This window comes from Sulfuricurvum sp. (assembly GCF_031427015.1).
In the GTDB taxonomy this organism is placed as follows: Bacteria; Campylobacterota; Campylobacteria; order Campylobacterales; family Sulfurimonadaceae; genus Sulfuricurvum.
Window position 1 is genome coordinate 141,155 of record NZ_JASJOW010000004.1, and the last position, 24,592, is coordinate 165,746.

General features: G+C 45.0%; 21 protein-coding genes. 10 read left to right on the top strand and 11 right to left on the bottom strand.

Translation table 11 applies throughout. The features are described from left to right. Positions 1-2 precede the first annotated feature (2 nt). Together RMO68_RS09215 and RMO68_RS09220 are read left to right on the top strand one after the other, a co-directional pair. A complete protein-coding gene (locus RMO68_RS09215) occupies positions 3-1,241 on the top strand; it encodes a M18 family aminopeptidase (protein WP_310440455.1) in 1,239 nt (412 codons plus the stop codon). Then, entirely contained in the window at positions 1,241-2,227 is a 987-nt protein-coding gene (locus tag RMO68_RS09220; protein ID WP_310440456.1) for a HAMP domain-containing sensor histidine kinase, read from the top strand. Before RMO68_RS09215 ends, RMO68_RS09220 begins: the two co-directional genes overlap by 1 nt. Here the strand turns inward: RMO68_RS09220 and RMO68_RS09225 are convergent. The 11 genes from RMO68_RS09225 to murJ all read right to left on the bottom strand — a co-directional run bounded on the left by RMO68_RS09225 (position 2,224) and on the right by murJ (position 15,533). After that, on the bottom strand, positions 2,224-4,434 hold the full coding sequence (locus RMO68_RS09225) for an EAL domain-containing protein (RefSeq protein ID WP_310440457.1): 2,211 nt from the start codon (positions 4,432-4,434) through the stop codon (positions 2,224-2,226). The two genes, RMO68_RS09220 and RMO68_RS09225, sit on opposite strands and share 4 nt — an antisense overlap. Before the next feature lie 89 nt (positions 4,435-4,523). Then, positions 4,524-5,201 (bottom strand): YggS family pyridoxal phosphate-dependent enzyme, encoded by a 678-nt coding sequence (locus RMO68_RS09230; protein ID WP_310440458.1) that lies wholly within the window; start codon positions 5,199-5,201, stop codon positions 4,524-4,526. Continuing rightward, complete coding sequence (rseP, locus tag RMO68_RS09235) at positions 5,198-6,250, bottom strand: RIP metalloprotease RseP (protein ID WP_310440459.1); 1,053 nt, start codon at positions 6,248-6,250, stop codon at positions 5,198-5,200. The genes RMO68_RS09230 and rseP overlap by 4 nt, the downstream gene beginning before the upstream one ends. Before the next feature lie 2 nt (positions 6,251-6,252). Further along, positions 6,253-6,801: a CDP-diacylglycerol--glycerol-3-phosphate 3-phosphatidyltransferase gene (gene pgsA / locus RMO68_RS09240; RefSeq protein WP_310440460.1), complete on the bottom strand. Its 549-nt coding sequence runs from the start codon at positions 6,799-6,801 to the stop codon at positions 6,253-6,255. Positions 6,802-6,919: 118 nt separating this feature from the next. Beyond that, a complete protein-coding gene (locus tag RMO68_RS09245; protein ID WP_310440461.1) occupies positions 6,920-7,687 on the bottom strand; it encodes an enoyl-ACP reductase in 768 nt (255 codons plus the stop codon). 6 nt (positions 7,688-7,693) lie between these two features. Then, positions 7,694-8,587 (bottom strand): 4-hydroxy-tetrahydrodipicolinate synthase, encoded by an 894-nt coding sequence (gene dapA / locus RMO68_RS09250; protein ID WP_310440462.1) that lies wholly within the window; start codon positions 8,585-8,587, stop codon positions 7,694-7,696. Continuing rightward, entirely contained in the window at positions 8,584-9,885 is a 1,302-nt protein-coding gene (locus RMO68_RS09255) for a M16 family metallopeptidase (RefSeq protein WP_409574824.1), read from the bottom strand. The genes dapA and RMO68_RS09255 overlap by 4 nt, the downstream gene beginning before the upstream one ends. Beyond that, positions 9,882-10,940, bottom strand: a complete 1,059-nt coding sequence (locus RMO68_RS09260) for a quinone-dependent dihydroorotate dehydrogenase (protein ID WP_310440464.1) — start codon at positions 10,938-10,940, stop codon at positions 9,882-9,884. Before RMO68_RS09260 ends, RMO68_RS09255 begins: the two co-directional genes overlap by 4 nt. 64 nt (positions 10,941-11,004) lie before the next feature. Beyond that, positions 11,005-12,720 carry an ABC transporter ATP-binding protein gene (locus tag RMO68_RS09265; protein WP_310440465.1) on the bottom strand — a complete coding sequence of 572 codons (1,716 nt, stop codon included), beginning with the start codon at positions 12,718-12,720 and terminating at the stop codon, positions 11,005-11,007. Then, complete coding sequence (gene cysS / locus RMO68_RS09270) at positions 12,717-14,114, bottom strand: cysteine--tRNA ligase (RefSeq protein WP_310440466.1); 1,398 nt, start codon at positions 14,112-14,114, stop codon at positions 12,717-12,719. The genes RMO68_RS09265 and cysS overlap by 4 nt, the downstream gene beginning before the upstream one ends. A gap of 15 nt (positions 14,115-14,129) precedes the next feature. Continuing rightward, entirely contained in the window at positions 14,130-15,533 is a 1,404-nt protein-coding gene (gene murJ, locus RMO68_RS09275) for a murein biosynthesis integral membrane protein MurJ (RefSeq protein WP_310440467.1), read from the bottom strand. A gap of 259 nt (positions 15,534-15,792) precedes the next feature. On the opposite strand from murJ, the gene RMO68_RS09280 reads away from it, so the two are divergent. The 8 genes from RMO68_RS09280 (at position 15,793) to RMO68_RS09315 (ending at position 24,586) form a co-directional block, all read left to right on the top strand. After that, on the top strand, positions 15,793-16,563 hold the full coding sequence (locus RMO68_RS09280; RefSeq protein ID WP_310440468.1) for a DUF3800 domain-containing protein: 771 nt from the start codon (positions 15,793-15,795) through the stop codon (positions 16,561-16,563). Between the two features lie 182 nt (positions 16,564-16,745). After that, positions 16,746-18,647: a flagellar assembly protein A gene (locus RMO68_RS09285; protein ID WP_310440469.1), complete on the top strand. Its 1,902-nt coding sequence runs from the start codon at positions 16,746-16,748 to the stop codon at positions 18,645-18,647. Continuing rightward, positions 18,644-19,207, top strand: coding sequence for a Holliday junction branch migration protein RuvA (gene ruvA / locus RMO68_RS09290; protein WP_310440470.1), 564 nt, complete (start codon positions 18,644-18,646; stop codon positions 19,205-19,207). Before RMO68_RS09285 ends, ruvA begins: the two co-directional genes overlap by 4 nt. A gap of 11 nt (positions 19,208-19,218) precedes the next feature. Next, a complete protein-coding gene (locus RMO68_RS09295; RefSeq protein WP_310440471.1) occupies positions 19,219-20,256 on the top strand; it encodes a D-alanine--D-alanine ligase in 1,038 nt (345 codons plus the stop codon). A 2-nt stretch (positions 20,257-20,258) separates the two neighbouring features. Further along, complete coding sequence (locus RMO68_RS09300; protein ID WP_310440472.1) at positions 20,259-20,993, top strand: alpha/beta hydrolase; 735 nt, start codon at positions 20,259-20,261, stop codon at positions 20,991-20,993. An 11-nt stretch (positions 20,994-21,004) separates the two neighbouring features. Next, complete coding sequence (locus tag RMO68_RS09305) at positions 21,005-22,444, top strand: UDP-N-acetylmuramoyl-tripeptide--D-alanyl-D-alanine ligase (RefSeq protein WP_310440473.1); 1,440 nt, start codon at positions 21,005-21,007, stop codon at positions 22,442-22,444. Positions 22,445-22,530: 86 nt separating this feature from the next. Then, positions 22,531-23,028, top strand: coding sequence for an HIT domain-containing protein (locus RMO68_RS09310; protein ID WP_310440474.1), 498 nt, complete (start codon positions 22,531-22,533; stop codon positions 23,026-23,028). 139 nt (positions 23,029-23,167) lie between these two features. Continuing rightward, positions 23,168-24,586 (top strand): TolC family outer membrane protein, encoded by a 1,419-nt coding sequence (locus tag RMO68_RS09315; protein WP_310440475.1) that lies wholly within the window; start codon positions 23,168-23,170, stop codon positions 24,584-24,586. Positions 24,587-24,592 lie beyond the last annotated feature (6 nt).

Sequence of the window (24,592 nt, forward strand, 5' to 3'; positions counted from 1 at the left end):
CTATGCGCGAATTTAACGAAGAGATGATCAGTTTTATCGATGCCTCCCCAACCCCGTTTCATGCGGTCGATTGGATGGCGAAAACGCTAGAGTGTCGAGGATTTATCAGACTGGAAGAAGACCAGACTTGGAAGCTGGAAGAGGGGAAAGACTATTATGTTACCCGTAACGATTCCTCCATTGTCGCCTTTACCTATCCTCCGTGCAATGAAAAAGGGTATACCATCGTAGGTGCCCATACCGACTCTCCCCATCTGCGTCTCAAACCTAATCCTCTGACGACCTCTGCGGGGGTAAAACGGCTCGGAGTCGAACCCTACGGCGGAGTGTTGCTAAACCCGTGGTTTGATCGTGATTTGGCATTGGCGGGTCGCGTCGTCTATCTTGACGGTGAAGTGCGTAAAGAGGCACTGATCAATATTAATCTCCCTATCGCGATAATCCCCTCACTTGCCATCCATCTCGACCGTGATGCCAACAGTTCCCGCTCCATCAATGCCCAGAGTGATATCGTCCCCATCATTGCAACGGGAGATGTTGATTTTGAAAGCTTTATCCTCTCACAGATCCAAGAAAACAGCAGTGAACTAACCCTTTTGGCGCACGAACTCAGTTTTTATGATACTCAAAAAGCCTCATTCGTCGGGATCAACAGCGAGTTTATTTCCTCGGCGCGTTTGGATAATCTCTTAAGCTGTTATGTGGGACTTCAGGCGTTGTTAGAGACCTCGTATCCGATGATGCTTGCGTGTATGGATCACGAAGAGGTGGGAAGTGATTCCCACGTTGGGGCAGGGGGGACATTTGTGGAAGAGACCCTTCGTCGCATTGCGGGAGAGAACTTTACGATGCTGATGCGCCGTTCGCTTATGGTATCGTGTGATAATGCTCATGCCCAACATCCGAATTTCCCGAACAAACATGAGTCTGAACATGCACCGCTGCTCAATGCGGGGGTAGCGATCAAGATTAATGCCAACCAACGTTACGCGACGAGTGCACGAACCCAAGGGAGATTTCTCCAGTGTGCAAAAGCGTTGCATATTCCGACTCAAACCTTTGTAACGCGCAGTGACATGGGATGCGGCAGTACAATAGGCCCTATCAGTGCAACCCGTTTGGGAATCGAGACCCTTGATGTCGGTGTCCCGACTTTGGGGATGCATTCGATTCGTGAACTCTCAGGTACCAGTGATGCTTACGGGCTTTATCGCATCTTGATGCATTTGGGTGATTTCTAATGACCGAAACGATCTCTGCCGCAGAGCTTAAGGCTCTTATCGATCAAACCTATAAAGTTGAAGAAGAGTATGTAGCGCTGCGCCAGTCGTATGAATATCTTCAAAGTACGATTGAGCAAGTTATCGAGTTTCTTCCCAATGCGATTTGGATTGTGGAAACTGATGGCTCCATCTTTTTGCAAAATTCGCAAGGTAAGGCATTAGGCAAACTTTTCGATACCTTGCATTTGGATGAGGAAGATTACGAGATGACGTTTAAAGAGCGCTCGTATCTAATCAAATCCGCACAACATAATGAGAAGCGTTTGTTAAGTGCCACCGATATTACGGAGCAAAAACGGAAAGAAAACCTTGCTACCATGGGGCAGATGGCGGCACATCTCTCTCATGAAATCCGAAATCCGATCGGTTCCATCGCCCTCTTGGCATCAACATTGATGAAACGGGTTAAAGAAGAGAACAAACCGATCGTGACGGAGATCCAAAAGTCGCTTTATCGGATTGAGCGGATTATTAAAGCGACCTTGATGTTTTCCAAAGGGGTGAGTGCTCAAAAAAATGCGCTCAGGTGGTTTCAAATCCGTGAAGCGCTTACGAGCGCTATCGGTTATTACAGCTACGCTAAGCCTATCGAGTTTAAATTTCCCGAAGAGGATTTCGAACTTTTCGGGGATTTGGATCTTTTAACGATGTTATTTACCAATTTTGTTTTTAATGCGATTGATGCGATTGAACTCGATGAAGAGGAAGAGGGAAAAATCGAAATAGAGCACTCCAAAGAGGGGGAATATCATATCTTTGAGATCTACGACAGCGGAATTCCTATCGAGAATAAAAAGTGGCTATTTGAAGCTTTTAAGAGTACGAAAGAGCGGGGTAACGGTTTAGGGTTGGTTCTCTCAAAAAACATTGTCGAATCTCACGGCGGCGAGATTGTTTTGTGCGAGGGAGAGCGCAAAGGGTTCCGTTTTAGCCTCTCTTCTTAGAGCGGTTTAGGTTCACCGAGATAATACCCTTGCAGGTAATCAACCCCTAATTCGATACATTTGTTATATACCGCTTCGGAGTGGACGAACTCCGCTACCGTTTTTAGTCCTAAGTGTTTTGAGAACTCGGTAATAGCCGTAAGAATGGTTTGGGCGTTGGTATCGGTATCGACGTTACGGATCAATGAACCGTCAATTTTCAAAATATCGACATCCAGCTTGATGATGTGGGCGAAGTTGGAATAACCGGTACCGAAATCATCGATCGCAATACGGCATCCGAATCGTTTTACTTCGCTAATAAAGGCAGAAACTTCCGGATAGTTTTCAATCCCCTCACTCTCCAACAACTCAAAAATAATACGATGGGTATGGGCTGAAGCATGGAGTTTTTGAATTAAAAACTCTTTGGTCGGTTTATCAAAAATATCATCTATCGAAAGATTCATTGAAAAAGTATACGGTGTTGTTTCCAACATAGTAAATATTTCCTCAATGACAAATTGAGAGAGAAGCGGATAGAGACGTGATTGGCGTGCCGCAGGGAGAAAAAAGCCCGGAGAGACGATTTCTCCGTTATTATCAATCATTCGGATGAGCGCTTCATGCTCGACAATCTCACCATTTTTGGCATCAAATATCGGCTGATAATAGAGGCAAAACTGTTTCTCTTCAATCGCCTCTTTGAGTTTTTTACTCCAGAGAATATTGTGCTGGTACTCTTGTCTGATTTGCATGGTTTCATCGTAGAGCTGATAACTAAGACGTCTTTTTTTCGCCGATTTTAATGCCATATCGGCGTTGGCGAGAAGATCAATGGCATGGACATGGCGGCTTCGTGCGATATCCATCCCCATTGTTAAGGTCACGTAAATACTCGCTCCGTGAAGATTATAATATTGTGATTGCAGATGATGGACAATCGAGAGGCGAGCCGCTTCAAGATTTGCCGAACTCATGGATTCACTCAGGGCAATGGCGTATTCATCCGAAGGCATTTTATAAAGCTGCATCGGTAAATCACGAATAGCTTCTTGGATCGATTGGGTTAATGCCAAAATAGTTTCATCGCCTATCGCATGACCGTAAAAGTCGTTAATCTCTTTAAAATTGTCAATATTGAGGAGTATTAGCGCATAAAAACGGGTAGCGTGAATATCTCGAATCAGAGCATTTCGGTTCGGAAGCGAGGTGAGGTTATCGGTATGGAGCTGATGTTCGAGTTTTTGATTCAGCTCGCGAGTAATCTCCGTATCACGTTCAATACGACGAATCAGAATATTAAATCCATAGTGGAGAATAATACCGACAACGGTGACTAAGAAGAGGCTGATAGCGATGAGATTTCGTATCTCTCTTTCGTATTCAGCGACATCTTCGGTAATATCAAAAGCGCAGGTCATCATCGCAATGATCTCATTTTGATAGTTGGTTAACGGGCGCGATGCGATGACGTAATCATTGCTAGCGATGCTATAGCGGTTACTCTCGTTAAACGTAAATGTGGCGGGAAGTTGATTAAAGAGGGGATCGTTTGAAGAGACGATGGAGTAACCTTGATAAACGATATGATTGGAATCGGGGAGTAGATTTTTTAGCTTTTTAGTATCAAAAGCGATGGCACTTTTAATCCCCGAATGGGCATCCAATCTTTTTTGAACACGATCTATTTTGGCAACGGTTTGGATAATACCGATAAAAGATTCATTTTTAAAGATAGGGATGATCGTAACTACGGAAACATCGTAAATCGTCACATCCAACGTGGTGACGCTTTGTCGTGTGGTGATCGCATGAGCCAAAACGGGACGTTTATGTAAAATATTATCCCCAAATTTTTTCGGTTCTTGAAGACGGAGAAAATGGACGCCGTCCGCTCCGATAAATCCGCTCATATCAACGTCTCCGCGTTGTTTGGCTTCTTCAAAATAGGGGAGCGTAAGGCGGTAAAGTTTTTCTCGATCCTGTGCGGCAAACGCATCGACGATATCGCGGTTGCCCGCAATTTTGCAGGCAAGTTCACTAAGCCCTTTTTGGGTATCGAGTATCGCTAAATCAAAAGAGTTGCGCAAAAGGGCTCTGTGTGCGGATGTTTTTTCATTTAAAACATGTTTTTTATCTTGGATGATAGTAACTATAAAAATAATAATAAGAAGTATGACAAGAGCAATGGAATAAAGAGTAGCCCGTTGTTTGATTTTATTCACTCTTTACCTTTTTGCGATATAAATGAGATATTATTATAACATAGGAAAAAGGGAGTTATGACGAAAAAACAGTTAAATTTACAATGAATTTACTGTTTTGGGAAAAGAATGGAACCTAAACGGACGAGGGTTGAACCGCATTCGATAGCAAGTTCGAAATCACTGCTCATCCCCATGGAACAGACCGTGGCATTCGGGAGGGTATCATAAATACGACGGGTGGTTTCAAAACTTTTTTTAATAAGTAAAGGATCCTCGACATGCGCTCCGATAGACATTACCCCTTGTAAATGCAAATGAGGGCACTCTTCTTTTATTTGAGCATATTTTTCATTGATCTCTTCGGGGAAAAACCCGCTTTTAGACTCTTCATAGGCGGAATTAATCTGCACCAAAGCACGCATACTCATATTTTCACGCCCGAGACGCTCATTCAACGCATGGGCAAGTTCTAATGAGTCAATGGAGTGAATCAAACTCGGTTGTACGCCTAAAAGATGGTTAATCTTGTTTTTTTGCAAGGTACCTATGAAATGCCACTCAATCGGTAGCTCTTGGAGCGCTTCACTTTTGGTAATCAAATCTTGTACTTTATTCTCTCCAAAGGCACGCTGTCCTATCGCATAGAGCGATTTGATCGCTTCGGCATCCACGTATTTACTGGCGGCGACAATTTTAACGATGTGGTGGTCATTCACCCGTAAACGGGCTTTTTCGACCCGTTCGATAATACGGTCAAAATGGAGCTTTTGTTCTAAAGGTGTCATTGCATTAACCTTGTAATGTCGTTATAGAGTCCCAAACTCATTAATCCGAGCAGTAAAACCCACCCGCCGATGGTGAGTTGGGTAATGACGGCTTCACTTGGCGGACGTCGTCGGATCATCTCATAAAGATTGAACATAATATGTCCTCCATCAAGGGCAGGAATCGGGAGAAGATTCAATACACCGAGATTGACGGAGATAAGGGCTGCGAAGAAAAAGAGGCTCATCCATCCGTACGATGTTGCATCTGCCGTGATCTGAACAATACTGACCACACCGCCGACCTCTTTGGCAGGGACAACTCCTGTGAGAAGTTTTTGGACGCTTTGGAAGATAAGCAACGAAGAGTTATAGGTCTCTTCACTTGCATATTTGAGAGCACCGATGGCATTGAGTTCCATAGTGTGGGTAACGCCCGCAGGGGCAATCCCTACCATCCGACGTTGAATATTTTCTTTAAAAATATTTTGCGTTTCGGATATTTTTGGAGTAACACTGAGAAGATGGAGATTGTTCTTGCGTTCAACGTGTAGGGTTAACGTTCCGACAGAGGATTTGATTGCGTCGGAGAGTTCGTTCCATTCTCGGATTTTCTCCCCGTTAACGCTGAGGATGATATCCCCTTTTTGGAGTCCTGCTAAGGCTGCGGGAGAATCTTTTACCACATTTCCGATAACCGGAGAGAGCGCTTGCGGCCCCCCTAGTGCGATAGCGTAAAACAAAACCCATGCTAACGCGAAGTTGGCAAGGGGCCCTGCGAGGAGGATAATGATCCGTTGCCACGGCTTTTTTGAGTTGTAACTGTCATTATCGCGGCTTAGTGCAGTGGGATCAAGATCGTCTTGTCCTTTCATTTTGACATAGCCGCCCAACGGGATGGCGGAGATTTGCCATTGCGTTCCGATCCACTGAAACGAGAGAAGTTTTTTACCGAAACCGATACTGAAAACTTCAACATAGACACCGAAAAATCGGGCGGCACTGTAATGTCCGAGTTCATGAATGAAGATAAGTACCGATAAGACGGCGAGGGCGACGATCCAGCTCACGATTATCCTTTTGCTTTATAGGCTTTACTAAAGCCGATCACGTATTCGGCTCCCGAATAGAGGGTAAGGGCAACAGCGATCCAAAGGAGAAGATTTGCGAGCGGCCAATGCATCAGCAAAAATCCGATAGCGATCATCTGGGCGACCGTTTTCACTTTACCCGCCATTGAAGCACTCACATCGATCCCCTCGGAGAGGGAGAGGGTACGAAGTCCTGTGATAAAGAGTTCGCGGACAATAATGATATAGATTGCCCATGCCGAAGCGGCACCGCTCACCATAAGCCCTAAAAAGGCGGCTAACGTGAGCATCTTGTCGGCAAGGGGATCTAGAATCTGTCCGACGATGGTGATTTGATCGAGTTCACGCGCGATATAACCGTCGAAAAAGTCGGTAACGCTGGCGATAACAAAGAGTAAAGCAGCGGCGTAGTAGCTCCAGCTGATATCCCATCCCGCATCGGTGAAGAGCTGAGGATTGAGAATGATCCAAAACATCACCGGAGCGATAAGGAGGCGCGAGAGGGCGAGAAGATTGGGAAGATTAAACACCAAGTTAGCCTTTTAGGTTCTGGTTTTTTAAGCGCGGTAAACTGCGCGTGAGCTCTCTGCTGAAGAGAACCCAGTGTTAACGTAGGCTAGCGGGCTTTGCCCGTAGCCGTATTCATGATTATTGAAATGTTGTCCCGCCATCAACAACGATTGTTTGACCCGTAAGCCATGAAGAGCCTTCTCCGCAGAGGAAGAGACATGCACCCGTCAAATCTTCGGCTTCCCCCATACGGCTAAGCGGCGAGCGTTTGACCACTTCCCCTTTTACCTCTTCGTAGTTCGGGAACGCTTTAAGAGCATCGGTATCGATAGGGCCGCCGCTGACGGCATTGACACGGATTCCTAATCCGCCGAGCTCTGCCGCCGCGTAACGTACCATCGCTTCAACCGCCGCTTTATTCGTTCCGTGACCGGCGTAGTTCGGAGTATACACGAGGTTTCCGGTAGAGCTCATGGAGATAATCGAACCACCGCCTACTTTTTCCATCCGTTTTGCCGCTTCTTGCGCACCGACAACGAAAGCATTGACTGTAGCGGTATAGATGTTGTTCAACCCTTTGGGTTTGAGACGCATAAAGGGACCGAATCCGCCGACAACCGCACGACCTGAGATGATCGCATTGGAGATAAAATAATCAAGACGATCGAAATCTTCGTCAAATTTTGCATAAACCTCTTTGTACTCATCCGGCTCTAAAATATTAAGAGCGTATCCGCGACATTTAACACCGTATTGTTTTTCAACATCATTGACGATCTCTTGAGCGATTTCCGCGTTAGAGTTATACGTAAATGCGACATTGACGCCCTTTGATGCGAATGCATAAACGATTGCTTTTCCGATACCGCGGGTTCCGCCGCTGATGAGTAGAGTTTTACCTTGCATAGTCAATTAGATTCCTTTTATAGTGTAGTTTTTCATAACGCTTTCGAGCCGTTTCATATTCTCGCTACTTGGCATAACGAGAGGAAGACGGTATTCAAGGGTATCAATAAGTCCTGCGATGTACATTGCCGCTTTAATCATAACCGGATTGGATTCGAGAAAGAGCGCTTTATTGATCGGAAACAGGTGATCATTCAATGCTTTGGATCCTGCTAAATCACCGCTAAGCGCTTTGGCAACCAAATCACTTTTTAGATCGGGGAGGAGGTTGGAAGTTACCGAAGTAATCCCTGCACCGCCGCAGGCGAGGATCGCGTAATCGATTGCGTCATCCCCGCTGAAAACTTTAAGCTCCGGTCTGCGGGAGAGGAGTTCGATGGTGCGTTCGATGCTCCCCGTCGCCTCTTTGATCCCGTAGATATTTTTCACATCATCAAAAAGACGGATAACGGTATCGGCAGAGATGTCGACGACCGTTCGCCCCGGAACGTTGTAAAGCATAAACGGCATTTCAGGGACGGACTCGGCAATGGCTTTGTAATGTTGATAGAGTCCCTCTTGGGAGGGTTTGTTGTAGTACGGTGCTACGGAGAAGATAGCATCCACGCCACATTTTTGCGCCGTTAGAGCCGCTTCGATCGCCTCTGCGGTGGAGTTGCTTCCCGCACCTGCGAGAACTTTGGTTGAAGTCCCTTTACACACGGCAACGGCGATTTCCATACAGATACGATCTTCATCATAGGTAAGGGTTGCGCTCTCTCCCGTCGTCCCTACCGGACAAACGGCGTTGATTCCGTTATTGATTTGTCTTTGAATGAGATCCGCGTATTTTTGCTCATCCAATTTCCCGTTTTTAAACGGGGTGATGAGGGCGGTCGTTGAGCCTGTTACTAGATTCATTTTTGTCCTTTGCGTAGGATTATCGTGGTTGATTTTTCAGGTTTGAGATACTCTTTTGCCACTTTTTGGATCTCAGAAGGTTGGAGTGCATCGATAGCACTTTCATAGTGAAGCAAAGGGGCTATATCTCCGCGAGCAAGGTAGCTTCCGAATAAATCGGCGACCGAGGTGGAACTCTCCAAAGAGTAAATAAAATCAGATTTCGTATTGATTTTGACTTTATCGAGTTCCGCTTTTTCGACAGGAGCGTTTTGAAGTGAGTGAATGACGTCCCATATCTCTTTCTCAACGCTTTCGGCTTTGACTCCGTTATTACAGACCGCTAAAAATAAAAAGACGCCCGGATCGATATTTTCCATATTGTAGGCATAGATTTGATTGACAAGCTGTTTTTCATCGACTAAAAGACGGTTCAGTCGTGAACTTTTACCTGCGCTGAGCATTTCACTCAGAGCGGAGAGCTTAGGCTGATCGGGATGTTGAAAGTTGGGGATAGGGAAAGAGATAGCGAGCATCTCCACTTCACTCTCTTTGTTGACGATAACACGACGGGCGCCGTCTTGTTCGGGTTCAACACTGTTTTTCGTAGGGATATCAAGCGTATTGGAAACGGAGCCAAAATGTTTTTCAGCTTCTTTAAAAACGGTATCGCTTTGGATATCTCCCGTCACGATGAGAATAGCGTTTTTCGGTTGATAGTAGGTTTGATGGAAACTGCGGATATCCTCTAGCGTCCACGTCTGAATGTCGTTCATAAATCCGATCGGCGTCCAGTGGTAGGGGTGATAAACGTAGGCACTGTTAAAAAGGCGAAAATAGAGATATCCCATCGGATTGTTATCGGTTCGCCAGCGACGCTCTTCGGCAACGACGTTACGCTCAGGTTGGAACTCTTCGTCTTTGAGGTTGAGATGCTGCATCAGTTCCGAAAAGAGTGAGAGCGATTTACCGAGATTCTCACTGCTTGATTTAATGTAATAATGGGTGAAGTCAAATCCGGTTGAGGCGTTATTCATACCGCCGATGCTTTTGACCTCTTCATCAAATTCACCCGCTTTGAGGTTTTTTGTCGATTTGAAGTTCATGTGCTCCAACATATGAGCGATTCCGCTTTTACCCATTACTTCATTGCGGCTTCCCACCTGATAAAAAATATCGGTAGAGATAACCTGTGAGCCGTTATCCATAGGGATGGCAACGACTTGCAACCCGTTAGAGAGGGTTCTGGTTTCGTAGTGGGGAAGTGATGAGGCCATAAGGGTTCCTAGAGACAAAATTGTTGCAATGAGGATTTTCATCGCCGATCTGCGCCGATCGCTTCGGTAATCGAGCTATAGCCATCGGATGCCAAAAGATCGACAAGACCGCTGTTAATCTCTTCGATCACTTCGGGACCTTTGTAAATCAGCGAGGTGTAGATTTGTACGAGTGAAGCACCTGCGCGGATACGACGGTATGCCTCCTCAGGCGTACTGATCCCGCCGACGCTGATAAGGGTTGCTTTACCGTAGAGCTCACGCGCAATCGCATCGAAGATATAAAAACTTCGTTCGCGTAATACTTCACCGCTCAGCCCTCCGATATCTTCAGGCTCGGAGACAAGAGAATAATCGACGGTCGTGTTGGTGGCGATGATACCGTCTGCTCCGCTCGCAACCGCGTGGACACAAAGGGCTACCGCTTGATCTTCAGACATATCGGGGGCGATTTTGAGCAAAATCGGTTTATCTGTGAGGGCTTTGGCCTCGGAGAAGAGTTGGCTGATAAACGCTTCATTTTGTAAATCGCGCAATCCCGGAGTATTCGGCGATGAGATATTGATAACCATGTAATCCGCGTACTCGTGGAGCGCTTTGATGAGGGTGGTGTAGTCTTTGATCGCTTTATCATCAGGAGTGATTTTATTTTTTCCGATGTTAACACCGATAGGGGTGCTGAACGGATAGATATTTTTGAGACGGTGGCTGATACGGAAGAGTCCGTCGTTATTAAATCCCATCGCATTTTGGAGTGATTCTTCTTCGATGTGTCTCCAAAGTCTCGGGCGGGGATTCCCCTCTTGCGGTTTCGGGGTGAGGGTTCCGATCTCGCTAAACCCGAATCCTAAAGACATCACGCCATGCAACATCGTCGCATTTTTATCGAATCCTGCAGCTAAACCGACGGGATTGAGAAACGTGCGACCAAAAAGCTCTTGGGTAAGAGAAGGGTGGGTTACGAAATGTTTCGCCATCCAGCCGTTGAAGAGCGGAGGACAAAAACTCGCGGAGCTTAGGAGTGCGGCGGCAACGGTATGGGCGTTTTCAGGTTGAAGTTTAAAAAGCCAAGGTTTTAAAGATTCGTAATCAAACATAAGTGACCCGCCTAATAGAGATTAAAGTTGTCGCGATTATACTCAAAAAAGGATTAATAGGTAATTATTCACCCATTTTCCCTGCAAGACGACGATAATTTTCGGAAGTTTCAAGGAGTTCTTGATGGGTTCCGCGGGCGATAATCTCCCCCTCTTCAAAATACAAAATCAGATCGGCATGGGTAATGGTACTGAGACGGTGGGCAATAATAAGAGTGATTTTATCTTGAGCGTACGATTGTAGCGCGGTTTGAATCCGTTTTTCACTTTCATTATCGAGTGCACTGGTCGCTTCATCCATAATGAGGAGTGACGCGTGTTTATAGATGGCACGGGCGATGGCGATACGTTGACGCTGACCGCCGGAGAGGTTCGAGCCGAACTCTTGCATGAGGGTATAAATTCCCTCAGGAAGGGTGGAGGCAAATTCGAGCGCGTCCGCTTTTTGCAGAGCCTCTTTTACCCGTTCTTCATCGATTTGCGCTCCATAGGCGACGTTGGCGGCTAGGGTGTCTTGGAGAATATAGACCCGCTGGGATACGGCGGCAATTTGATTGCGCAAAGAGTTTTGGGTGTAGGATTTTAGGTTATGGTTATTGAGGGTAACGGTACCCTCCGATGGGTCATAAAAGCGTAGCAGTAGGTTGACTAATGAGCTTTTACCTCCACCGCTTTGTCCGACGAGGGCGATGGTTTCCCCTGCATTGATAGTGAGGTTCAGATGCGAGAGAGCGGTTTTTTCTCCGAATTTTAGGGTTACATCGTCAAATGTGACGTGGGTAATCGGTTCATCAAGGAGGATAGTGCCGTCTTTGACCTCATTTTCGATGTCAAAAATATGAAATACCCGCTCACTGGCGGCCTGCGCGTCTTGGATTTTACTGTAGATGGCACTCACCCGACGAAGGGGCTGAAATACCAGTCCGACGGCGGTTAAGAATGCGGTAAATTCTCCGACGCTCATGGCACCTGAGTAAACCTGTTGCCCTCCGACAAAAATAACGGCCGCGAGTCCCGTCGCGGCAATAATCTCCATCAAAGGTGAGACCAGTTCGCTTGTGTAGGTCGCTTTCATATTAAGTTTGAAAAACTGCTCATTTTCATTTTTAAACCGTGTTACTTCATACGCTTCGGTCGCATTGGCTTTGATAATTTCACTGTTGTTAAACACTTCACTCAAACGGGTCATCAAATCGGCATTTTTTTCCTGAGATCGGTGTGAGAGCCGTTTAAGACGTCGGGTAATTTTAATAAGCGGGAAGATGATGAGCGGCATCACAAACAGTGCCCAGAAGGCGAGCGTCGCATTGAGATAAATCACATATCCGATAAGAGCAACCACCGTGAGACTCTCACGAACCAGTTCGGGCATCATGGTAGAGACAAAATACTGAATACGGGCGATATCGTTGGTGATTCGGGAGATGAGTTCTCCGCTGCGATTGGTGTAGAGAAACTGCATATCCATATGGACGATTTTATCGAGCAGGTTTTCACGAAGACGGGAGACGATGTGCATACCGATATAGGTGTTATACACCGCTTGTAAATAACGCCCTAGCGATTTGATGACATAAATCCCTACCAACAAAGCGGGGATGATATAGAGCATATCTGCTTCTTTTTTAATGAACATATTGTCCATCAACGGCTGCATGATTTGAGCCGTCCCTGCAGTTGCCGTTACGGTGAGGAGTATCCCGATAAGTACCATGATGTATTGGAATTTATATCCCCGAATGTAGGGCCAGTACCGTTTGTAAATTTCACTGAATTTCAATCGCGACTCTCCCAAAAAGTTCCCACAGGCGTATCCATGATCGAGACCCCTAAAGCACTAAGCTCATCGCGAATCGCATCGGACGTTGCAAAATCTTTCGCTTTTTTGGCCTCACTCCGTTTTTCGATCAAATCATCGATTTTTGCTTTTGCCGCATCATCCAATCCGAATTGGAAATACTCATACGGATTTTGTCCTCCGAAACCCAATACCGTTTCAACGGTCGTGAGTGCGGAGAGGAGAGCTTGGCGATAACTTTTATCTTTGGGATTGGTATCGAGTGCGTCATTGGCTGAACTGATCAACTCATCGATCAGTGCATAGGCACGTGAGACGTTTAGATCATCCCCCAGCGCTTCAAGAAGATTTTTTTTGAATTCGGTATCGATAGTTTCGGCACTCAGTCCGAAGAGCCTTTTTTTGAGGCGATAGAGACGATCAAGACGCCGTTTAGAGGCGATCAAATCCTCTTCGTTGAAGTTGAAATCTCCCCGATAATGGGTGCTGAGGAGGTAGAAGCGCAATACTTCGCCGTCATAGCTTTTGAGGGCGTCTTTGAGGAAAAAACTGTTCCCCAAACTTTTGGACATTTTCTCACCGTCAATCGTGACAAATCCGTTGTGCATCCAGTACCGTGCGAGTTCATGGTTCGTCGCACAGCGGGTTTGTGCCGCTTCGTTTTCGTGGTGGGGGAAGAGGAGATCTGCTCCGCCGCCGTGGATGTCGATGGCATAGTCGCCGACATGGGGACTTACGTAGCGCTCGATCATCGCCGAACACTCCAAATGCCACCCCGGACGACCGCGACCAAACGGTGAATCAAAGGCGACCCCCTCATCGTGTACCGCTTTCCAGAGGGCGAAATCGGCTTCATTGCGTTTTTCGGAGACTCTCTCGACACGGCTGACGTTCTCCATACTTTGACGGTTAGAGAGGGAGAGGTAGTTTTTATCGCTTTGGGTATCGAAATAGATATCGCCGTTGCTGATGGTATAGGCGTGCTTTTTGTCGAGGAGGCGTTGGATCATCTCGCTCATCGCGTCGATCGATTCGGTCGCTTTAGGCTCTAGTGTCGGTTTAGCTACACCGATCGCTTCCATATCTCTATGATAGGCTGCCGTATAACGTTCAGCGATTTCGGTTGTGCTGATCCCTAGTTCTCGCGCTTTATTGATAATCTTATCGTCGATATCGGTGATGTTGCGGGCGAAGAGTACCTCATACCCCTCGGCTTCCAAAACACGGCGAAGCAGATCAAACACCAAAGCACTTTTGGCATGTCCCAAATGGGCATCGTCATAGACGGTGGGGCCGCAGACGTAGAGGGAGACTTTCCCCTCTTGGAGTGGTATAAAAGGTAGTTTTGTTTTTTGGACGCTGTCGTATATGGTCATGGGTTTCCTGCTAATTTATCGTATCCATTGTATCAAAAAGGTGTTTAAACTATAAAAAGCCACTCCGAAACCGAGAGTTCCGAGGATAAAGTAGAGGCTGAAACGGGTTTTTAAAAGGTCAAAAAAGATCTTCCATCCCACCGCTTGGATGGTGAGGATGAATTGCACTGCACCGCCGATACTCCCCGCCAATGCCAAACCTGCCGCCCCCATCGACTGCATCAAAATGACCGAGAAAATCAGATTGATCACGAGCGAGATAACGGCGATCTTCGCCGCTTTGAGGTGTTTATGTTGGGCGTAGAGGTACATCGAAAAGAGTTTCGCCAACCCAAAAGGGATCAGCCCCACCATGTACATTTGGAGTACTCTTGCGGTATTGAGGGTATCTTCGATATCAAACGCTCCCCGCTCAAACAACAGCCAAATGATCGGTTCCGCGAGTAAAATTCCCCCTAAAACGGAGAGTCCTAGCAGAGCATTGAGAAGCCAAAACGATTTGTGAAGGTTCTCGAATGCGAGGTCGTTATTGTTGTTATTGATCGCTTTAGCGATTCTAGGAAACAGCGCCGTGGTGATGGCGAGGGCGATGATCGCGAAGGGGAGCTGAAAAATACGGTTGGCGTAAAAGAGATACGACACCGATCCCGCCGCCAAAAACGAGGCGAGTGAGGTGTCGATAAACGAGGCGATTTGCGCCGTAGAGTTCCCCACAACCGAGGGGATAAAGAGCGATTTAAACTTGGACTCTTCTTCTTTGACATCTTTTGTTTTACGGTATTTCCATCCGCCGATTAACACTTTCATCAACCCTTGCTTGCGGATTGCATAGAGGTGGGTAGCCACTTGGAGAAGCCCTCCGATAAGTATGGAGAAACTGAGGGCATAGACGATGGTTTGCGGGTCGGAGTTGGTAAAGAGGATCAGGGAGACGATCATCGCGATATTGAGCCAGACGGTCGAAAAAGCGGTGGTGAAAAAGTGCTCTTTGTGTTGGAGCAGTGAGCCTAAAAAGGTGACGATAAAGATGAGATCCAAATACCAAAAATTGATCGCGGTCAGCGGAGCGGTTTTGGAGATGAGATCATGTCCCCAGTCCCACGCCAACATTTTGGTGAAAAACCCCGGGAAGAGGGTGACGAGAAACGAGAGGAAAACGATAAACACCATGAAACGGATAAATATCGCTACGGCAAAGACACTTTTTTGGTTTGAGGCGATGTACGAGGGCATAAAACTTTGGGTAAATGAACCCTCCGCGAAGATACGGCGAAAGAGATTCGGGAATTTGAACGCCATTAAAAAGATATCGCTCCACATGTTCGCACCCAACACCGACGTCATTAGTATATCACGCCCTAGTCCCGTAACACGGGAGATGAGGATACCAAAAGAGTTGGAGAATATCGATTTAAACATAGTTTATATCAAGCCCTGAAATAGATTTGATGCAATTTTAGCTGATATGGGATTAAAAGTTATCTCAGTGTCATACAGGCAAAAAAAGTTTTCAAAATTAAACACTTTTAGTACTTATTTTTGAATATAACGTATACAATACTTTTATTTATGTACTATAGAGACCATTTACGAGGGTATAGCTTCAATCTGCATTCCCACTAGCAAGTGGAAATGAGAGAAAAATGTTCCAATATATTTGGGAGAAAAGATAATAGATATGGCATATTTATATTTTGATGAGTCTATGCGTGAAAAAGGTGAATTTATTGTTGGGGCGCTGGTTGTATCCGATGCTGATATTTCATCTGAGATAAGAGAACAATGGTCTTTGATGGGATTACATCCTAGTGATGAGTATAAAAGTTGTTCAATTAAAAATGATAATATACATCAACAAAATAAAAGGCTTGTAATTAACAACTATTTGCATGAATCACAATTAGCGATGCTTGTTGCTCCACTGAAAGATCGAAGGAATTTAGGTAAGTATTGTGTTGAACTGGTTATTCAACTGGTAACTACAGAGTGTTTAGTTGGGAGCGAACATTTTTTGTTTTTGGATGACAATATAAAGGTCAGTGAATCGGATCGTGATAGATTAAAAAACTTAAATATTGAATGCTATTCTAAATGTGATTCTGCAAAAATTGCTGGCATTCAAGTTGCTGACCATGCAGCGCATTTATTAGGTAGTATTCTACTTCAAGCTATGGGAATTTTCAATAAACAGGTTAAAGCAGGAGAAAACTCAGGATATGACCCAGATACTTTAATTGATTTGGATTTTGAGTTATGGGCTAATATGCGTTATTCCTTTATAGGAAAGAATGAATATATTGAAGGTCATTCCTCTTTATTTGAAGAAAACAGTAATCCTTTTTTTAAAATTGAAGGTTACGGTTTATTTGTGGCTCCCACATGTCCTGAAGAACTTGTGAAGAGTACATTAAATAGCTTTGGGATAAATTATCTTGGTTGTATACATTAAACAAAGCGTAATGTTAAGTAACAGGTTACTTTAATATTTCCCCGTTCGTGGTGAGCTTGTCGAACCATGAACTTCTACCCTTCGACAGGCTCAGGGGGAACGGAAATTCATACTTAAAATAAATTTTACGTAATTTTAACCGATATGTGATTAGAATAGGGCAATTATGTAAAGGATCGGACATGGGACTGTTAACCAATGCGGATGAAAATGTGCCAGCGGTAGCGCGTATTACCCCTATAATCGTGCGTACGCCGAATGTTGCCAAAGAAATTCTGCAAGTGTCACAGACCTATAAAGTCCCTGTTAGTTCTCTCGATTTTCATTTACTGGGGACGGAAACCTTTACTAAAATGGCGGCTGAGGGTTCTTCGGACGATTGGGTAGAACTCTCCTCCGATGAACTTAAAGAGCTAAAAGAAGAACAATTTTTAAACCCTAAATTCGAACTCAAACAAATCCATGAAATCGAGATTTTTTCGATTATGGAACCCCACGCTCTTGATTCGATAGATATGAGCATCGGGGGAAACGCGACGCTGTGCAAAATTTATTTGACGATTAAAGCCGGAAGCGTAGCCCGCTATTATGAGACGTTTCAAGAAGACTTTATCCATTGGGTAAATAAAAAAAAGCTTCGAGCCAACTTGATGCTCGGCCTTTTCGATTCGATGATGCTTCAAAATATTGAGGAGCTTTTAGCCAAAATCCGTATTGAGGGAAAATACCGCTTTGAGACACAAGAGCGGTATCTGATAGCGCAAGCGTATGAGCCGATAGAGACGGTGAACGATAAGCTGATTCTCCATTATGAGACCAAACGACAAAATATGGATGAACACGGTCGTGTCGATTACGCTAAACGCGGATACGTAATGAGTGCGGTTAAAGATGAACTTTTGATAGAGTACATTAAACCGCGCAAAGGGGAGAACGGTCGTAACTGCCGCGGAGAGTTTATTCTTCCCAAAGAGCCGATTGTACGGTTTGAACCGACCTTTACGACAGGCGAAAAAATCACGGTTATCGATACCCCGCAAAGTATCGAATACCGAGCCGGAGCGGGGGGATATGTCACCTTTGAGGGGGGTGTCTACAACATCCAGAGCGAAGTGGAAGTGACCGAGATCAGTTTTAAAACCACCGGATCGATCGACACACAGCTCGATGCCGATGTCTCCATCAACGTCAAAGAAAAAGATTCGATGAAAGACGCCATCGGGCAGGGGATGGAGGTAACGGTTCACGCCATCAATATCGAGGGAAATATCGGTCCGAATGCGAAAGTAACCGCAAAAAAAGCGAGTGTGGACGGTCAAGTACACCAAAGCGCTATTATCCGAGCCGATGAGCTGACGATCAATGTTCATAAAGGGACGGCGTATGGCAAAGATGTCCATATCACCCGCTTGGAGCACGGCATTGTTGAGGCGGATCGTGTCACCGTAGCCCAAGCGACGGGTGGCAAAATTCGGGCTCGTGAGGTTGTGATCGAAGTGTTGGGATCGCATGTCAAAATAGCCGCTTCCCATCTGATTGAGATACGAAAAATTCAGGGGGGAGAGAATCAACTGATCATCGACCCTATGATTAATGAATCGGATGAAAGTCTCCATGAGCGTTCCGATCAAATGGCTCAAGTGAAACAAACGATCCGTGAGATTCAGCGGGAACTTGAGGGGTATGAGCATACATGGCGCGAAAATGCTCCGGGAATGGAAGATTTGAAACGCAAGCTTCTCCATTATAAGAGCAACGGGATTGCCATGCCTCCGGCCTTCGTCCAAAAATATCAGCAAAATCAGCTGTTTAAAGAAAAACTTGAATCGCTTCGCAATGAACTGAGTACCAAAGAGGATCAGTATGCTTGGCTGGCGCAAAAACATACGGCACTTCAAGCCGAGATTTTTGAAGCCCGAATTATTAATCATGAGCGTTGGCATAATCGCAATGAGATTATTTTCAAACTGATCGATCCTCCTATCGAGGTTTTTTATGTCCCCGCCGATAATTCGGAAGAGAGAATATTAGGATTGCATCAAGATGAAGACGGAGAATTTTCTATTAAGGTGTTAGCGAAATGATTGTCGGCTTAGAAGGAATTATTGAATACAAAGAACCGACGCTAATCCATCTCAATGTCAATAGTGTTATTTATGAGGTATTTATCTCACTGCATACTTTTAGTGCCATTAGTGCCGAGAGAGCATGGTTGCATATATCCCACATCATCCGAGAAGACGCGCAGCAACTTTACGGATTCGGGCAAAAAAGTGAAAAAATTCTTTTTGAGGGGATGCTCAAAATCAACGGAATAGGGCCGAAAGCGGCGCTTGCTATTTGTTCGACCTTTACGCCGGAGCAGTTTGCGGGTATTATTTCATCTAAAGATATCAATGCGTTGAAAAAAGTTCCGGGAATCGGACCTAAAAGTGCAAGCCGTATTATGGTGGAATTGGCAGGGTTTGATGCGATTTTGTTAAGCTCAGGCCCTTTGGTGAATTCTGCTACGTCTGAGGCTTCGATGGCTTTGGAGTCTCTCGGATTTAAAAAAGAGCAGATTGCCAAAGCCCTTAATATGTCACACGCAACCGATACCGCGGCATTGGTTAAAGACGCATTGAAACAACTTCAAAAACTTTAAAAGGATACTCATTGAAATTAGCCATTTTATTCGGCGGAGCGAGCTATGAGCACGAAATCAGCATTGTTAGCGCCATTACGGTCAAAGAAAAACTAAGCCGATTTGAACTCAGCTTTATTTTTTGCGATCAAGACCATAAATTTTATTTAATCGACGGCGCGAAGATGAAGGCGGTCACGTTTTCACGAGGGGAACACCGTAAAATGGCTCAAATCTTTTTAACGAACGGCGGATTTGAACAACGCGGACTATTCGGAAGTAAAAAACATGAGATGCCGGTTTTGAACCTGATCCACGGCGGAGACGGTGAAGACGGTTCTATCGCGTCGCTTTTCGATTTTTTCAATATCTCTTTTATCGGCCCTCGCAAAGAGGCTTCGATGCTCAGTTTTGACAAACATTACACCAAATGGCTTGCCAACGCTTTAGGGGTAAAAACATTACCGTATGAAATCGTGCATAAAAGTAAAAAACCTACCATTACGACACCGTATCCTTTTATCGTGAAACCGGCCCGTTTGGGAAGTTCCATCGGGGTGAGTATCGTTCGTAATGCGGATGAGCTTGATTATGCTTTGGATGTCGCTTTTGAATTTGATGAGGTTCTTTTGATCGAGCCGTTCATTTCGGGAGTCAAAGAGTACAATCTTGCAGGGTTTTCCGCACGCGGCGAAATCACCTATTCGATTGTTGAAGAGCCTCAAAAAGCGGAGTTCCTCGATTTTGAGAAAAAATATCTTGATTTTTCCCGTTCGGCTAAAGTTGCGGAAGCTTCTGTCGGCGAAGCTTTGGTGCAGCAATTGAAAGATGCGTTTAAAACGATCTACTTACCTTTGTTTGAGGGGGCTTTGATCCGTTGTGATTTCTTTGAAATCGAAGGCGAAGTCTATCTTAATGAAGTTAACCCGATTCCGGGATCAATGGCAAACTACCTTTTTGAAGATTTCAGCGGTTCCATTCAAAAACTTCTCGGATCATTACCCGATAAAAAAGCGATTCGGGTCAATTACGACTACATCCACTCTATTTCTCAAGCCAAAGGGAAATAAGCGTGGCAGTTAAGTCGGTTCAATACAAACAACACACTTTTTCAATCAGCTATGAGATTTTAAATCCCACCGCCCATTACGATATTATTTTTCTTCACGGATGGGGTTCTCATAAAAACCTTATGAAACACGCTTTCGGCGCCCATCTACAACAATTTCGCCATATCTACATCGATATGCCTGGATTCGGTAACAGTACGTGCAATATGAGCCTGACGACCGAAGATTATGCGACGATTTTAGAATCTTTTATCTCGATGATTGAAGCGGATAAAATGATTATTCTCGGCCATTCGTTCGGCGGTAAAGTGGCAACGCTTTTGAACCCTGATTTCTTGGTTCTCGTCGGTTCTGCGGGGATTTTAGTTCCTAAACCTCTAAAAATTCGTGCCAAAATCGCCCTTTTTAAACTTCTAAAATTTAGCGGTCTTACCTCATTGCGCCGCTTTTTTGTGGCTCCGGACGCGCAAGGACTTAGTCAGCCGATGTATGAGACGTTTAAAAGTGTCGTTAACGAAGATTTTACGCAGAAGTTTCATGCGTATAAAGGAAAAGCGCTTTTGTGTTTCGGAGCTCAGGATACGGCTACGCCGATGTGGACCGCATACACAATAGCCGAGTTGATGGATAATGCACGTGTCGTCGAATTTGACGGTGATCACTATTTCTTTTTGGAACAGGGTGCATCGGTTGCGAAAGAGATTGAAAAAACGGTTTTAAAAAGTTTGGAACACTAAGGGATTAAAGTATGGAATTGACACAAATGGTTTTATTTCTAGCCAACTTCATTTTTGTTATGAGCTTGGGATGGTATTTGATTACCAATCTTCAATGGTACGATTACCGTATCGAGCGGGTGGTATTACGTCACCATAAAACGTGGTGGCATATGGCCTATTTTATCGTTCCGTTCATCCTCTATTACGCTTCGGGATGTTACGCTATTTTTGTGGTAGCGATCTACATGCCGCTTTTGTATCTGTGGCACGTTCGTCTCGATAAAAAATTGGTATTAACATGGCGTGTAAAGCGATTTTTGATCCTCCTGACATCGCTTACGTTACTTATTAATGTATTGGTTGCCTTCAAAGGGTTTGGGAATGCTTTCAGTGTTATTTTTCCTCTCATTTTAACCTATCTCCTCTCGTGGGGAATCGAGCGGTTTTTATTTTTAGCGTACAAAAAACAAGCGAAACAAAAAATTGCTTCGATGGGGGATCTTACGATTATCTGTGTCACCGGAAGCTACGGTAAAACATCCATGAAAAATTTTATCGCGCAGGTTTTGGGTCAAAAATTTAACGTTTATGCAACTCCGCGCAGCGTCAATACTCTCGGGGGGATTATCCGTGACGTCAACGAATCGCTTCCCGCACATACCCAAGTCTATATCTGCGAAGCGGGCGCGCGTGAAGTCGGGGATATTTACGCTATCGCACAGCTGCTCCATCCGCAAATCGTCGTCGTAGGGAAAGTGGGGCCTCAACATCTGGAGTATTTTAAAACGTTAGAGCGGATCCAACGGACTAAACTGGAGATTATCCATTCCGATCGCTTAAAGCGGGCGTTTATCCACACCTCTGTGACCGATGAGCCGCATGAGAAAGTGACTTTTTTCGGGGATGATATCCATAATTTGGCGGCGACGTTAGAGGGGATCGATTTTGATGTGAGTGTAAACGGAGAAGAGCGTCATTTTCACACCTCTGTTCTCGGCGGCTTCCAGAGCATTAATATTAATGCGGCGATTTTGATCGCGCAGGAGATGGGGATGAGCTCTGATGAGATCGTGAGCGCGGTCGAGAAACTCAAAAGTGTCGAGCACCGTCTTGAGCGTATCGATGCGGGGGGAAAAATTATCCTTGATGACGGTTACAACGGCAACATTGAGGGAATGTTGGAGGGGGTACGTTTGTGTTCCCTTCACGGCGGGCGCAAAGTGATCGTCACTCCGGGGCTTGTAGAGAGTACTGATGAGTTGAACTCTGAACTGATCCGCGCGATCAACGGCGTTTTTGATATTGCGATTATCACGGGTCAGCTCAACGCGGTGCAGTTTGATAAAGAGTTGAACGTCCCTCAGAAAATTATGTTGAGCGATAAATCGCAAATGGTCAAGACTCTTGGAGAGGTAACAAAAGCAGGAGACATAATTCTCTTTGCCAACGACGCACCCAACTTTATTTAGAACGATAAAGGAATAAAATCCCTTTATCTACGCTTGCCGCTATGGCACTAAAGCTTGCCTCGTTCGAGGCAGATGGGAGATAGCTAATGGAAAATATTTTATACGCCCCGTGGCGAACCGAATATGTCAGCGGTGAAAAGATAGAGGGATGTGTCTTTTGTCACATCACGGAGCATCCTGATTTGGATGAAGCGCATCACGTCCTTTACCGTGACGAACGTTGCTTTATCGTCATGAACCGTTATCCCTACACCCCCGGTCATTTTATGATTATCCCTCACCACCATACCGATGCCCTCGAATCGCTTGATTCCCAGACGTGGCTCCATATGAGCGGCTTAGCTCAGAGAGGGGTGCGTCTTTTGAAAGAGCATTTCGGTGCACAGGGTGTTAATATCGGGATGAATTTGGGTCGTGCCGGAGGTGCGGGGATTGCGGAGCATATCCATATGCATATCGTCCCACGATGGAGCGGAGATACGAATTTTATCACTTCAATCGCCGAAACAAGGGTTTACTCGACCGATTTTGATAAAATTTATAGTAGACTCAAAGCGGTATCCGCCGAATATTTTGGCGAGTGACTTTAGCTATAATTTGAGAACGATTTTTGCTTGATTATTACAAGCGCAATTGTGTAAACTTTTTTATCATCTAAAGTAATATTTATTTTCTTTGTAAGTTATAATGATCTGTTTGATTGCCAATAAAGGGAGCTCTTATATGACGTATCAAAAATCTTTATTTTCAAAAGCAGCTTTTTTAACTTTTTTGTGCACGATTCCTACACTGGATGCATTGACGTTGAACGAAGGGGTTGATGAAGTTCTCTCTACGCATCCCGTCGTTTTGGAACGTTTGCACAATTATCGTGCGACCTTGGAAGATTTACGCATCAGCGAAGCGCAATACCTTCCTACTCTTGATTACAGTGCTTCTATGGCCCGTGAGAAGACTAAATCACCGACAACTCAAAACGTAACACGATCCTTAAACAGTTATGAACACTCATTACAATTGACCCAAAATCTTTTTAACGGGTTTGGAACCCTTTATGAAGCAGATTATCAAAAAGCCCGTATTTTAGCCGCCGCAAACCACTACATTGAAAATGCGAACGATATGGCATTTAATTTTGTGAATATGTATATCAATGTAATTAAAAACCGGGACTTACTCTCTATTGCAATAGCAAATGTGCAGTTTAATGAAGAGATTTACGATAAAGTTACCAAACTTTATACGGCGGGAATAACAACCCGTTCAGAATCGGAAAAAGCGGATACCTCGTTATCTTTGGCTAAATCAAACTATGTCGTGGCTAAAAATAATCTGGATGATGCGTTGTTTAATCTCGAACGGATATTAGGACGTCATGTCGATGCCGAAGAGTTGCGAGAGGGGAATTTTTCAGGCGAGCTCCCGATGACGCTTGAAGAGATGAAAACGTATGCCCGAGCCCATAACCCTTCGGTATTGGTCAGTGAATACAATATAAAAGCGGCGAAAGCGCAGCATGGCGCATCGTATAAAAATTATTATCCTAAAATTGACGCGTATGCACGTCAAAGTTGGGCCAGTGACGTCGGTGGGGTGGTAGGCGATGATGATAGAACCGCCTTCGGATTGACTCTCAGTTACAATCTCTATCGCGGAGGAGCCGATGAGGCCGATGCACAGAAAAATCTGAGCAAAGTTTACCAAGAGGGGCAAAATAAGCGGGAAATGGTCCGTAAACTGGATGAACAAGGGCAATTGTCATGGACGGCGAAAACCTATATATCAGAGCAATTAGTCCATCTTAAACATTATGAAACGACCAGTGCAAAAACCCTTGAACTCTATCAAAAAGAGTATGATTTGGGTCGTCGGACGTTGCTTGATCTTTTAGTCGCACAAAATGACCATATCGCCGCACAATCGCAGATCGTCCGTGCTGAAAACGATCTCTTATTCGCACATTATCGAATTTTGGATGCGATGGGATCAATGGTTCAAAATATTCTGGGATCTAAAGCGTTGTCATACTCTGAGAATGCCGGATTAACCGTGTTGGACAGCGATTTGAATAAAGATGATAAAGTTGAAAATCTGATTTTTGCGGATCGTCAAGAGGGACAATATATGCGAGATAGTAAATAGGTATTG